Origin of the sequence: Cellulomonas sp. NPDC058312, assembly GCF_042880135.1 — a bacterium.
Taxonomy (GTDB): Bacteria; Actinomycetota; Actinomycetes; order Actinomycetales; family Cellulomonadaceae; genus Cellulomonas.
This window is the reverse complement of sequence record NZ_JBHVZE010000001.1, coordinates 366,719-379,524: the sequence shown is the minus strand read 5'-3', so window position 1 is coordinate 379,524 and position 12,806 is coordinate 366,719. Positions and strand designations below refer to the sequence as shown.

Below are 12,806 nucleotides of genomic sequence, written 5' to 3'. Positions count from 1 at the left end.
CGGCAAGGCCCGGACGAGCGAGGAGACGACGAAGCGTGGACATCACGATCGGTGTGCAGAACCTGCCGCGCGAGCTGGTGATCGAGTCGGACCAGACGGCCGACCAGGTCACCGCCGCCGTCACGGAGGCCCTGACCGGCAAGCCGGTCCTCGAGCTGGTCGACAACAAGGGCCGGCGCGTCATCGTGCCGTCCGCGTCGATCGGGTACGTGGAGATCGGCACGGAGTCGAAGGGCCGGGTCGGCTTCGGCGCGATCTGAGCCGCACGACCCCGCACGACCACGGAGCCCCGCACCGGACGGTGCGGGGCTCCGTCGTGCAGTGGCCCGGTCGTGCGGTGGTCCGGTCGTCCGGTCGAGCAGGGCGGTCAGGCGGTGAGGCCGAGCCGCGACATGCGGCGGGTGTGCTCCGCGGTGAGCTCGCCGAACAGCCGGCCGGGCGCGCCGTCGTCACCGGCGCCCGCGGGCGGGGCGGCGGGCTCCGTGGCGGCGGGGACGTCGGCGGCGGCCGCGGGCGCCTCGCCGCGGCGGGTCACCAGGCGCCCCAGCCCGGGGTGCGCCGACATGGCCTGCTGCACGACGCCCAGCGCCTCGCCGACGAGCCGCCGGCCCCACAGCGCGAGCCGGGACACCAGCACCTCGTCGTCGGCGCCGGCGGCCTCGAGCTCGCCCACCGCGAGGTTCGCGTGCGCGGCGTCGTCGAGCACGTCGAGCAGCAGCACGCGGGAGCGCTCGTCGACGGTCGCGGCCGCGATCCGGCAGAAGTCGTCGGACACGCCCTCGGCCACGTACGTCCGCAGCAGGCGCTCCCACCAGGTGCTCGGCTGGGTGCGGGAGTCGAAGTCCTCGAGCAGGCGGGCGTACGCGCCCAGGCACTTCTCGGGGTCGCCGCCGAGCTCGACCACGCGCACGAGCACCCGGTCGCGACGGTCGACCGCGGCGGCGGCGAGCCGGCTGAGCACCAGCTGCTGCGCCGTGCTGGGCGCGACGCTCGCGTCCTCGGCGAGCCGGTTGAACGCCACGTGCTGCAGGTGGGCGACCAGCCCGAGCAGCTCGACGGTGTCCGCGGAGTCGGCGCCGGGGGCGGGCGTCGACGGCTGCGGCTGTGCTTCGGGGGCGGCCTCGGTCATCCGTGCAGCGTAGCGCCGCGGTGGACACCGGCCCGTAGGATGGACGGAGCTGAGGGCATCGGGACGCGACCTGGAGGCGGGGAGGCGCGTCACCCGTTCCGCGCACCCGGAGGTGCCCTCGTGTCCGCCCTGCACGCCTACGCCCGCCTGTTCCGGCTGGCCGGTCCCGCCTACGTCCTGGTCGCGTTCCTCGGCCGCCTGCCGATGGCGATGGCCCAGCTCGGCACCCTGCTGCTCGTGTCCACCGCGACCGGCACCTACGGCCTCGGCGGTCTCGCCGCGGGCGCGCTCGCCGTCGCGAACGCGGTCGGCGCGCCCGTCGCCGGCGGCCTCGCCGACCGGTACGGCCAGCGCGTCGTCGTCCTGGTGCAGTCGCTGGCCGGGGCGGCGTCGCTGGCCACGCTGACGCTGCTCGCCCAGCACGGCTCCGGTGCACCCGTCCTGGTCGGGGTCGCCGCGGTGACCGGCCTCGTGCTGCCGCAGGTCGGCCCGCTCGCCCGCGTCCGGTGGCGGCCGATCACCGCGAGCACCGGGCCCGAGCAGCGCCGGCTCGTGGACGCCGCGTTCTCGTACGAGGGGGCCGCCGACGAGGCCTCGTTCGCGCTCGGCCCGGCCCTGGTCGGCGTCGTCGCGGTGCTGCTGTCCCCCGCCGGGTCGCTGCTCACCGCCGCTGCCCTGCTCGCGGTGTTCGGCACCGCCTTCGCCCTGCACCCCACCGCCCGCCGGACGACCACCGGCCCGCACGTCCGCGCGACGGGTCGGCTGCTCACGCGCGCGTTCGCCGTGCTGATCGTGGCGCAGTCCGCCGTCGGCGTGCTGTTCGGATCCATCCAGACCGGCACGACCGTGCTCGCCACGCAGACCGGCCAGCCCGGCCTCGCGGGGCTCATCCACGCGGTGCTCGGCGTCGGCAGCGCCGCGGCGGGCATCGGGACGGCGTTCCTGCCGGCCCGGTTCGGGCACGAGCGCCGGGTCCTGGTCGCCGCCGCGGCGATGGTCGCGCTGTCCTGGCCGCTGCTGCTGGTCGGGACGCTGCCCGCGCTCACCGCGGCGGTCGCGGTGCTCGGGTTCGCCATCGCGCCGTACATGATCGGCGTGTTCACGCTCGGGGAGCACGTCGTCCCGCAGGACCGCGCCGGCGCGGCGATGACGGTGCTCGCGAGCGCGACCGGCATCGGCTACGCCCTGGGCTCGAGCGTCGCGGGCCGGCTCGCCGACCTGTCCGGGCACACCGCGGCGTTCGCCGTGACCTGCACGGCGACCGTGGTCGCCCTGCTGCTCGCCGCGACCCAGCAGCGTCGCCTGGTGACCGCGCTCGCCGGCGCCCGCGCGGCGGCCGGGCCCGACCCGGAGCCGGCCGTCGCCGCGGAGCCCGAGGCCGTCGGGGCGCGCTGAGAGCCCGCGCCGAGCTCTGCGCCGAGCCCCGCGGCACGACCCCGCGCGGCCCCGGGCGTCGCAGTTCCCGCGCCCGGGGCCGCGCTCCGCGTACCATGACGGTGTACATCGGTTGCCCGGTCGTCTCGACCTCGGTGCTCCGAGCGCGCCGCGCCGCCCCAGGCGTCGCCGGCCGCCCTCGACTGACCTGCACGATCGGCTGCCGGACCACCTGTGGCGATGCCCGTCGCGGACCCCTCCTGGGCGCGACGCGCGGCACGCCACCTTCACGAGTGAAGAGCAGTCCGTGACCTCGACCGAACCCACGACCACCGACGACGCCCTGGCCCCCGAGGACGTCGCGGTGGAGACCATCGTCACCCCGACCGCCGCCTCGGTGCAGGCCGCCGACGTGACCTTCGCGGACTTCGCCGTCCGCCCGGAGATCGTCGCCGCGCTCGCCGACGCCGGCATCACCACCCCGTTCCCGATCCAGGCGATGACCCTGCCGGTGGCCCTCTCCGGCCACGACATCATCGGCCAGGCCAAGACCGGCACCGGCAAGACCCTCGGCTTCGGCGTCCCGCTGCTGCACCGCGTGGTCGCCCCGGACGAGGAGGGCTTCGACGCCCTGCCCGCCCCCGGCAAGCCGCAGGCCCTCGTCATCGTCCCGACCCGCGAGCTCGCGGTGCAGGTCGCCGGCGACCTGGAGACCGCCTCGAAGCGCCGTTCGGTGCGCATCTGCCTGCTCTACGGCGGCCGCGCGTACGAGCCGCAGATCGACATGCTGCAGCGCGGCGTCGAGGTCGTCGTCGGCACGCCCGGCCGCATGATCGACCTCATGAACCAGGGCCACCTGGACCTGTCGCGCGTCAAGTGCGTCGTGCTCGACGAGGCCGACGAGATGCTCGACCTCGGCTTCCTGCCCGACGTCGAGAAGCTGCTGTCCCGCACCCCCGCGTCGCGGCACACCATGCTGTTCTCGGCCACCATGCCGGGCGCCGTCGTCGCGATGGCCCGCCGCTACATGACGCAGCCGACCCACATCCGCGCCAGCGAGCCGGACGACATCGGCCAGACCGTCAAGAACATCAAGCAGGTCGTCTACCGCGCGCACGCGCTGGACAAGGTCGAGGTGCTGGCCCGCATCCTGCAGGCCGAGGGCCGCGGCCTGACGATCGTGTTCGCGCGCACCAAGCGCACCGCGGCGAAGGTCGCGGACGAGCTGGTCGACCGCGGGTTCGCCGCCGGCGCGCTGCACGGCGACCTCGGGCAGGGCGCCCGCGAGCAGGCGCTGCGCGCGTTCCGCAACGGGAAGGTCGACGTCCTGGTCGCCACCGACGTCGCCGCGCGCGGCATCGACGTGGACGACGTCACGCACGTGGTCAACTACCAGTGCCCCGAGGACGAGAAGACCTACCTGCACCGCACCGGCCGCACCGGGCGCGCGGGCAACAAGGGCACGGCCGTCACGTTCGTCGACTGGGACGACGTCCCCCGCTGGGGCCTGATCGACAAGGCGCTCGAGCTCGGCTTCCCCGAGCCGCAGGAGACGTACTCCAGCTCGCCGCACCTGTTCACCGACCTCAACATCCCCGCCGGCACCACCGGGCGGCTCCCCCGCTCGCAGCGGACCCGCGAGGGCCTGGGCGCCGAGGTGCTCGAGGACCTCGGCGAGACCGGCAAGCGGCACACGTCCGGCCGCGACGCCGACCGCGGCGGCCGCGACGGCGGGCGTGGCGGGCGCGACGGCGGGCGTGGTGGCCGTGACGGCGGCCGTGCCCCGCGGGCCGAGGGCGAGGAGCGGGCTCCCCGCGCCGAGGGCGAGGGCCGGCAGCGCCGTCGCCGCGGCGGCGAGCGCGCGGCCGAGGGCACCGAGGCCTCGACCGGCCCCACCGAGGGCTCGACGGGCTCGACCGGACCCGCCGAGGGTCGCACCGAGGACGGCGCCGCCCCGCGCCGGCGTCGCAACCGCCGCCGCACCCGCAGCGGCGGCGAGCAGGGCGCCGAGCAGGCCCCGGCCACCGAGGCCTGACCCGCACCGCAGCACGCCACGAGGGCGCCCCCACCACCGGTGAGGGCGCCCTCGCGCTGTGCCGAGGTCTCCCGGTGCACGGGGCGACCTCGGCCGGTGGGTGCGACCTCGGCGGGGCGTCAGGGCTCGGGCGTCGGGGGCGGGGGCTGGGTCGCCAGCGCCCAGCGGATCAGGCGGGTCATCCCGTGCCCCGCGGCGCGGGAGACCGTCGCGTCGAGCCACGGCACGTCCGGCAGCCCCAGGGGGCCTCGGGAGGCCCGCGGCAGCCCGGCGACCGCAGCGGCCGCGAGCACGCCGTACGGCACCCGCGCCGCGACCGGCAGCGGCGGGTGCACGAGCAGGAACCGAGCCGCCTCGCGGGCCTCGGGGGTGCCGCGCAGCTCCGGGCGGTACGCGTCGAGCGCGTCGCGCAGCCCGGCGGCGGTCTCGGGCAGGTCGGTGGCGCCGAGCGCGCGCCCGACCCGCGCGCCCTGGGCGACGTAGTCGTCGCAGCCCGCGGCGTCGAGCGGCCGGGCGCCGTAGCGCTGGTGGGCGGTGAGGAACGCGTGCGCCTCGGTGACGTGCACCCAGCGCAGCAGGTGCGGGTCGGAGGCGGCGTAGGGCTCGCCGTCGGCGGTGGTCCCGACGATGCCGTCGTGGATCCGGCGGACCATCCCGATCGCCTGCTGGGCGTGCTCGACGGTGCCGAACGTGGTGACGGCGAGGAACGTGCTGGTCCGCTGCAGCCGTCCCCACGGGTCGCCCCGGTAGCCGGAGTGCGCGGCGACGGCCGCCATCGCGAGCGGGTGCCAGGACTGCAGGAGCAGGGCGGTGAGCCCGCCGACGAACATCGACGCGTCGCCGTGCACCCGGCGGATGGCGTCGTCCGGGCCGAACCAGCGCTCGCCGGGGGTGCCGTGGATGCGGTCGCGGACCTGGGGTCCGCGCGGGCCGGCGACGCGGGCGAACAGCTCGCCGCCGAGCCGGCCGCGCAGCGTGGGGGTGGAGGTGGTCACGCGCCGATCCTCGCCCCGCGCACCGCGTCCGGCGACCCGGGCACCGCGACCCGGGCGTCAGCGCGACCCGGACACCGCGACCCGGGCGTCAGGCGGCCTGGATGAACGCCTTCACCGCGTCGGCCACCAGCTGGACGGCGATCGCCGCGAGCAGCAGACCGGCGATCCGGGTGACGAGCGTCGTGCCGGAGTCGCCGAGCAGGCGGTGGATAACGCCCGCGAACCGCATCGCGAGCCAGAGGCAGATGTGCACGAGCACGATGCCGATGGCGATCGCCAGCCAGTCCGCGAGGGTTCCGTCGCTCTGCTGCACGAACACCATGACCGCGACGATCGCGCCGGGCCCGGCGAGCAGCGGCGTGCCGAGCGGCACCAGCGCCACGTTGACCTTGGCGTTGCCGGACGGCTGGGGCTCCTCGGACTTGCCGGTCAGCAGCTCCATCGCGACGAGCAGCAGCAGCAGGCCGCCGGACGCCTGCAGCGCGGGCAGCGAGATGTGCATGTACGACAGCAGGCTCTGCCCGAACACGGCGAACGCGAGGATCACGCCGAACGCCACGAGGATCGCCTGCCGGGCCGCGCGGTTGCGCTGCTGCCGGGTCATCGCGCCGGTCAGGCCGAGGAAGATCGGCACCGTCCCCGGCGGGTCCATGATGACGAACAGGGTGATGAAGACCTCGGAGAGGAGTCGCCAGTCGAGCACGGCGCTCATCGTCCCACCCCCGGGCGGCCGACGACGCCGGTGCGTCCCTGGCGCTCGATCTCGGCCAGCACCTCGGGCGCGGTCAGGTTCTCCCCCAGCAGGTTCGGCTTGCCGGCGCCGTGGTAGTCGCTGGAGCCGGTGACGAGCAGCCCGAGCCGGTCCGCGAGCGCGGTGAGCCGCTCGACCTGCGCGGGCGTGTGGTCGCGGTGGTGCACCTCGAGCCCGGCCAGACCGGCCTCGGCGAGCGCCGCGATGTCGGAGTCCGGCACGACGCGGCCGCGGCCGTCGGCGCCGGGGTGCGCGAACACGGGGACGCCCCCGGCGGCGCGGATCGCCTCGACGGCCTCGACCGCCTCGGGCGCGTAGTACGGCACGTAGTAGCGGCCGCGGGTCGACAGCAGGTCGTCGAACGCGGCGGTGCGGTCGGCGACGACCCCGAGCGCGACCAGGGCGTCGGCGATGTGCGGGCGACCGACGACGGTCCCGGGCTGCTGCTGGGCGAGGACGTCGTCCCAGGTGATCGGCAGGTCCTCGGCCAGCCGCTCCACGATCGCCCGGCCGCGGTGCAGGCGTGCCTCGCGGGTCTGCGCGATCAGGTCGGCGAGCGCGGGGGCGGCCGGGTCCTGCAGGTAGGACAGCAGGTGCACGCTGACCCCGCGGGACAGCGCGGACACCTCCGTGCCGGGGACGAGCACGACGCCGTGGGCCACCGCGGCCTCGCCCGCCGCCGCCCAGCCGGACGTCGTGTCGTGGTCGGTCAGCGCGACGACGTCCAGCCCGGCGGCCGCCGCGGAGGCGATCACGCCGCCCGGGGGCTCGGTGCCGTCCGAGGCGGACGAGTGGGTGTGGAGGTCGATGCGCACCGCGGAAGCGTACTCACCCGCGCGCCCGGGGCGGTGCCAGACTGGGGGCATGGCCACCGACACGACTCCCGAGTCCTCCGCGCCCGCCCAGGTCCCGGCCGAGCAGACGCTCGCCGACCGCGGGTCGAACCGCAGCCAGCGCCCGCAGTCCGCCGCGTTCCTCGACTGGGTGACGTCGGGCTGGGCGGAGCGTCCCGCGAGCGGCGCGGTCCCCGCCGAGGCGGCGCCGTTCACCGCCGCGCGCCGCGCCCGGCTCGGCGCCCGGTTCCCCGGCGAGCGCCTGGTCGTGCCCGCGGGCACGTACAAGGTCCGGTCGAACGACACCGACTACCGGTTCCGGCCGCACTCGGCGTTCGCGCACCTGACCGGCCTGGGTGCGGAGCAGGAGCCCGACGCGGTGCTCGTCCTGCACCCGGCGGCCGACGGCGAGGGCGACGAGCTGCCCGGCGGCGGCCGGTCGACCCACCACGCGGTGCTGTACATGCGCCCGCTCGCGGGCCGCGACACCGAGGAGTTCTTCTCCGACGCCCGGTACGGCGAGTTCTGGGTCGGCCCGCGGCCGACGCTCGAGGACATGGAGACGACCACCGGGATCCGGACCGCGCACAGCGACGACCTGCGCGACGCCCTGGCCAAGGACGCGGGCGCCGACGGGGTCCAGGTCCTCGTGGTCCCCGGCGTGGACGAGTCCGTCGACGCCGTCGTGGCGGACATCCGGGCCGCCGAGGAGGCCGGGGAGCGCGACGCCGCCCTGGTCGAGGCGCTGTCGGAGCTGCGGCTGGTCAAGGACGAGCTCGAGGTCGCGGAGCTGCGCAAGGCGGTGGCCGCGACGGCCGAGGGCTTCGAGCAGGTGGTGCGCCGGCTCCCGGAGGCGGTCGCGCACCGCCGCGGCGAGCGGGTCATCGAGGGCACGTTCCTGTCCCAGGCGCGCGTCGAGGGCAACGCGGTCGGCTACGAGACCATCGCGGCGGCCGGCGCGCACGCCACGACGCTGCACTGGACCGACAACGACGGCCAGGTCCGCCCCGGCGAGCTGGTGCTGATCGACGCGGGCGTCGAGGTCGACTCCCTCTACACCGCGGACGTCACCCGGACGATCCCCGTCGACGGGACGTTCACCGACGACCAGCGCCGGGTGTACCAGGCGGTGCTGGACGCCGCCGACGCCGCGTTCGCCGCCGCCGTCCCGGGCAACCGGTTCCGGGACGTGCACGCCGCCGCGATGGAGGTCATCGCGGCACGCCTCGACGAGTGGGGCATGCTGCCCGTGCCGGCCGCCGAGTCGCTGAGCCCCGAGGGCCAGCAGCACCGCCGCTGGATGGTGCACGGCACCAGCCACCACCTCGGCCTGGACGTGCACGACTGCGCGCAGGCACGGCGCGAGATGTACCTGGACGCGGTGATCGAGCCCGGGATGGTGTTCACCATCGAGCCCGGGCTGTACTTCCAGGTCGACGACCTGCGCGTGCCGGAGGCGCTGCGCGGGATCGGCGTGCGGATCGAGGACGACGTGCTCGTGACCGCGGACGGCAACGAGAACCTGTCGGCGGCGCTGCCGCGGACGCCGGCGGACGTCGAGGCGTGGATGGCGGGGCTGTCCGGGCGCTGACCACCGACCCCGGGACGCGCGACGGCCCGGCACCCCTCCCTCGTCGGGTGGGGGTGCCGGGCCGTCGTGACGTCAGTCCTGCTGGTCGGCCGGAGGCGTCGGGTGCTGAGGCGTCGGGGGCTGCGTCGTCGGAGGCTGCGGGGCGCGCTGGCCGTAGCGCGGCTCGCCCGCCTCGGCGCCGGGCTGGGGCGCCAGCTGGCCGTAGCGGGGCGGCTGCGTCGGCGTGGTCGGCTGCGCGGGCGGCGGCACCGGCGCGCCGGGGGCGCCCGGCTGCGGGTAGGTCGCCGACGGGTCGGACGGCCGACCGGCGACCGGGCCGGTCGGCGCCGCGGGGGCGCCGGGTCCGGGCCGCCCGCCGGGGAGCTCGCGGAGCAGCTGGCGCGCGTCGCCGGCCTTCTCCGTCTGGCACAGCACCGCGTACTGCGAGGCGACGATCTGGCTCTGGGACGTGAAGTCCCGCTTGCCGCCGGTGAACGCGTAGAAGATCACCGAGAACAGCAGCCCGAACCCGCCGCCGACGAGCACGGACGTGAACAGGATCCCGGCGTTGCTGCTGGTGAGCAGGAACAGCAGGCCGACGAACACGCCGAACCACGCCCCCGAGCCGAACCCGGTGATCGCGACGCGGGCGTAGGTGAGCCGGCCGGTGACGCGCTCGACCATGCGCAGGTCGGTCCCGACGATCGTCACCAGCTGGACGGGGAACTGCCGGTCGGACAGGTGGTCGACCGCGCGCTGCGCCTCGAGGTAGGTGCCGTAGGACGCGACGGTCTCGCCCTGCGGGAGGGTGGGCGTCCCGGGGACGCGCGAGCGGCTGGAGAAGGACATGGCCCCATCCTGCCGATCCCGCGGTGCCGCCGCCAGGTGTCCGGGCCAGGACGCAGGAACCTCATGGCCGACGTCCAGGTTCCTGTCAGCGACCCGGGACGTGACGGCGGTCACCCGACCCCGGCCCTGCGGGGCACCGGACGCGGCGTCTACGCTGGCCCCCGTGAGCGCCTCCGGGACCCGAGTGTTCGTCGCGCGGCTCGCCGGCACCTCCGTCTTCGACCCGATCGGCGACCAGGTGGGCCGGGTGCGCGACGTCGTCGTGCTGCTCCGGCCCAAGGGCGCCCCGCGCGCCGTGGGCCTCGTGGTCGAGGTCCCCGGCAAGCGCCGCGTGTTCGTGCCGCTGACCCGGGTCACCGCGATCGACGCGGGGCAGGTCCTCTCGACCGGCCTGGTGAACATGCGGCGGTTCGAGCAGCGCCCGTTCGAGACCCTGGTCGTGGGCGAGCTGTTCGACCGCACCGTGCAGCTGGCGGACGGCTCCGGCTCCGCCGCGGTCGAGGACGTGGCGATCGAGCGGCAGCGCAACGGCGACTGGCTGGTGTCGAAGGTGTTCGTCCGCAAGCACCGGCCCGGACGCGGCGGCCTGCTGCGCCGGCGGGGCGAGCCGGAGCTCCTGGACATCGACGCCATCGCGGGCCTGGCGCGCACCGCCGCGGACGCGCAGGACGCGACCCTGCTGCTCGCGCAGTACGACGAGCTCAAGCCCGCCGACCTCGCCGACGTGCTGCACGACATGGGCGCCACCCGCCGCCTCGAGGTCGCGACCGCGCTCGACGACGAGCGGCTCGCGGACGTCCTGGAGGAGCTCCCCGAGGACGACCAGGTCGCGATCCTGTCCGGCCTCGCCCGGTCCCGCGCGGCCGACGTGCTCGAGGCGATGCAGCCCGACGACGCCGCCGACCTGCTCGGCGAGCTGCCCGACGACCAGCAGGCCGAGCTCCTGGGCCTGATGGAGCCCGAGGAGGCCCGCGACGTCCGGCGGCTGCTCGCCTACGAGGACAACACCGCCGGCGGTCTGATGACCACGGAGCCGGTGGTCCTCGGGCCGGAGACGCCGATCGCCGCCGCGCTGGCCCACGTCCGCCGCCGCGAGCTCACGCCCGCGCTCGCCTCGATGGTGTTCGTCGTGCGCCCGCCGTTGGAGACGCCGACCGGCCGGTTCATCGGCGTCGTGCACCTGCAGCGGCTGCTGCGCGAGCCCCCGCACGAGGCGATCGGCTCGCTGGTGGACACCGACATCGACCCGGTGCCCGCCGACGCGCCGCTGCTCGCCGTCACCCGGCGGCTCGCGACCTACGACCTGCTGGCGATCCCGGTCGTCGACGACGAGCGCCGCCTGCTCGGCGCGGTCAGCGTCGACGACGTGCTCGACCACCTGCTGCCCGAGGACTGGCGCGAGACCGACGAGGAGGTGCAGCCCGCCCCGGCCGCCCCCGCCGGACCCCGGCACGTCGGAGCGCCCGCCCCCCGGGGAGGCCGCCGTGGCTGAGCGCCTGGACACCCCGAAGACCGCGCGCCGGACCTGGCTGCCCAAGCTGGAGGACGACGCGTTCGGCAAGGTCTCCGAGGGGATCGCCCGGTTCATGGGCACCCCGCGGTTCCTGCTCTGGCTGAGCCTGTTCTGCGTCGCGTGGCTGGCGTGGAACTCGTGGGGCCCGGAGGGCCTGCGGTTCGACAAGGCCGCGAACGGGTTCACCGCCCTGACGCTGATGCTGTCGCTGCAGGCGTCGTACTCGGCGCCGCTGATCCTGCTCGCGCAGAACCGGCAGACCGACCGCGACCGCGTCCAGGCCGAGCAGGACCGGCAGCGCGCGGAGCGGAACCTCGCGGACACCGAGTTCCTGGCCCGGGAGATGGCCGCGCTGCGCATCGCGCTGTCCGAGGTCGCCACCCGCGACTTCGTGCGGTCCGAGCTGCGCAACCTCATGGAGGAGCTGCTCGAGGACCGGGACGACGCGGAGTCCGACTCCGACGGCGCCCAGGAGCGCCGCACCGAGCGCCGGGACCGTCGGTCGACCGAGCCGTCCTGACGCCGGTCCCGCCGGGTGCACACCGCGGCCGACCTACGATGGGCGCATGCCGGACACCCGTGACCCCGAGGCCGTCGCCGCTGCCGTCCGCCAGGCCCTGACCCGGGTGCTCGACCCGGAGATCCGGCGACCGATCACCGACCTCGGCATGGTGCGCTCGGTCGACGTGGACACCGCCGCGCCCGAGGGCACCCGCGTAACCGTCGGCATCGACCTCACCACCGCCGGCTGCCCGCTGCGCGACACGATCACGAAGGACGTCACCGCCGCGGTGCTCACCGTCGAGGGCGTCGCGGACGTGCGGATGGCGATGGGCGTGATGAGCCCCGAGCAGCGCGCCGCGCTCACCGAGCGGCTGCGCGGCGGCGCGGAGCCCGTCATCCCGTTCAGCAAGCCCACCTCGCTGACCAAGGTGTTCGCGGTCGCGTCCGGCAAGGGCGGCGTCGGCAAGTCGTCCGTCACCGCGAACCTCGCGGTCGCGATGGCGCAGGACGGCCTGCGGGTCGGCGTCGTGGACGCCGACATCTACGGCTTCTCGATCCCCCGGATGCTGGGCGTGACCCAGCCGCCGACCCGCGTGGACGAGATGCTGCTGCCGCCGATCGCGCACGACGTGAAGGTCATCTCGATCGGCATGTTCGTGCCGCCCGGCCAGCCCGTCGTCTGGCGCGGGCCGATGCTGCACCGCGCGCTCCAGCAGTTCCTCGCGGACGTGTTCTGGGGCGACCTGGACGTGCTGCTGCTGGACCTGCCGCCCGGGACCGGCGACATCGCCATCTCGGTCGCGCAGCTGCTGCCCGGGTCGGAGCTGGTCGTCGTCACCACCCCGCAGCTCGCCGCCGCGGAGGTCGCCGAGCGCGCCGGGTCGATCGCCACCCAGACCCGGCAGTCCGTGGTCGGCGTCGTCGAGAACATGGCGTGGCTGGAGCAGCCCGACGGCAGCCGGCTCGAGCTGTTCGGCTCGGGCGGCGGCGCGCGGGTCGCCGAGGGCCTGACCCGGTCGACCGGCACGACCGTGCCGGTGCTCGGCCAGGTGCCGCTCGACATCCGGCTGCGCGAGGCCGGCGACGGCGGCACCCCCGTCGTGCTCACCGACCCCGACTCCCCCGCCGCGGTCGCGCTGCGGCAGGTCGCGACGACGCTGACGTCGCGGTCGCGCGGGCTGGCGGGGAAGTCGCTGGGGCTGACGCCGGTCGGGCGGTAGGCAGGGGCGGCAGGCGCCGGTCGGGCGTGTTGG

General features: G+C 75.9%; 12 protein-coding genes. 7 read left to right on the top strand and 5 right to left on the bottom strand.

All coding sequences use genetic code 11. The annotated features are described in order from the left end of the window. Positions 1-35 precede the first annotated feature (35 nt). The gene (locus tag ACFVXN_RS01775) at positions 36-260 is read left to right on the top strand and encodes a DUF3107 domain-containing protein (protein WP_389226331.1); all 225 of its coding nucleotides are present in this window, start codon (positions 36-38) and stop codon (positions 258-260) included. Between the two features lie 107 nt (positions 261-367). Here the strand turns inward: ACFVXN_RS01775 and ACFVXN_RS01770 are convergent, their stop codons facing one another. Next, positions 368-1,129 (bottom strand): ferritin-like fold-containing protein, encoded by a 762-nt coding sequence (locus ACFVXN_RS01770; protein WP_389226328.1) that lies wholly within the window; start codon positions 1,127-1,129, stop codon positions 368-370. A 120-nt stretch (positions 1,130-1,249) separates the two neighbouring features. On the opposite strand from ACFVXN_RS01770, the gene ACFVXN_RS01765 reads away from it, so the two are divergent. Together ACFVXN_RS01765 and ACFVXN_RS01760 are read left to right on the top strand one after the other, a co-directional pair. Continuing rightward, on the top strand, positions 1,250-2,524 hold the full coding sequence (locus ACFVXN_RS01765; RefSeq protein WP_389226325.1) for an MFS transporter: 1,275 nt from the start codon (positions 1,250-1,252) through the stop codon (positions 2,522-2,524). Between the two features lie 286 nt (positions 2,525-2,810). After that, the gene (locus ACFVXN_RS01760; protein ID WP_389226322.1) at positions 2,811-4,538 is read left to right on the top strand and encodes a DEAD/DEAH box helicase; all 1,728 of its coding nucleotides are present in this window, start codon (positions 2,811-2,813) and stop codon (positions 4,536-4,538) included. A gap of 119 nt (positions 4,539-4,657) precedes the next feature. On the opposite strand, the gene ACFVXN_RS01755 is transcribed toward ACFVXN_RS01760, so the two are convergent. The 3 genes from ACFVXN_RS01755 to ACFVXN_RS01745 form a co-directional block, all read right to left on the bottom strand. After that, positions 4,658-5,533, bottom strand: coding sequence for an oxygenase MpaB family protein (locus ACFVXN_RS01755; protein ID WP_389226319.1), 876 nt, complete (start codon positions 5,531-5,533; stop codon positions 4,658-4,660). An 88-nt stretch (positions 5,534-5,621) separates the two neighbouring features. Further along, on the bottom strand, positions 5,622-6,245 hold the full coding sequence (locus ACFVXN_RS01750; RefSeq protein ID WP_389226316.1) for a MarC family protein: 624 nt from the start codon (positions 6,243-6,245) through the stop codon (positions 5,622-5,624). After that, positions 6,242-7,099: a PHP domain-containing protein gene (locus tag ACFVXN_RS01745; protein ID WP_389226313.1), complete on the bottom strand. Its 858-nt coding sequence runs from the start codon at positions 7,097-7,099 to the stop codon at positions 6,242-6,244. Before ACFVXN_RS01745 ends, ACFVXN_RS01750 begins: the two co-directional genes overlap by 4 nt. Positions 7,100-7,148: 49 nt before the next feature. On the opposite strand from ACFVXN_RS01745, the gene ACFVXN_RS01740 reads away from it, so the two are divergent. Then, the gene (locus tag ACFVXN_RS01740; protein WP_389226310.1) at positions 7,149-8,708 is read left to right on the top strand and encodes an aminopeptidase P family protein; all 1,560 of its coding nucleotides are present in this window, start codon (positions 7,149-7,151) and stop codon (positions 8,706-8,708) included. Positions 8,709-8,780: 72 nt separating this feature from the next. On the opposite strand, the gene ACFVXN_RS01735 is transcribed toward ACFVXN_RS01740, so the two are convergent. Further along, positions 8,781-9,536: a general stress protein gene (locus ACFVXN_RS01735; RefSeq protein WP_389226307.1), complete on the bottom strand. Its 756-nt coding sequence runs from the start codon at positions 9,534-9,536 to the stop codon at positions 8,781-8,783. Positions 9,537-9,699: 163 nt separating this feature from the next. Between ACFVXN_RS01735 and ACFVXN_RS01730 the strand changes: the two genes are divergently transcribed. Genes ACFVXN_RS01730 through ACFVXN_RS01720 form a run of 3 tightly spaced genes read left to right on the top strand, consistent with a single transcriptional unit; the run spans position 9,700 to position 12,773 of the window. Next, positions 9,700-11,028: a magnesium transporter MgtE N-terminal domain-containing protein gene (locus ACFVXN_RS01730; protein WP_389226304.1), complete on the top strand. Its 1,329-nt coding sequence runs from the start codon at positions 9,700-9,702 to the stop codon at positions 11,026-11,028. After that, entirely contained in the window at positions 11,021-11,569 is a 549-nt protein-coding gene (locus ACFVXN_RS01725) for a DUF1003 domain-containing protein (protein WP_389226301.1), read from the top strand. The genes ACFVXN_RS01730 and ACFVXN_RS01725 overlap by 8 nt, the downstream gene beginning before the upstream one ends. Before the next feature lie 46 nt (positions 11,570-11,615). Beyond that, on the top strand, positions 11,616-12,773 hold the full coding sequence (locus ACFVXN_RS01720; RefSeq protein WP_389226298.1) for an Mrp/NBP35 family ATP-binding protein: 1,158 nt from the start codon (positions 11,616-11,618) through the stop codon (positions 12,771-12,773). The last annotated feature ends 33 nt before the right edge of the window (positions 12,774-12,806 follow it).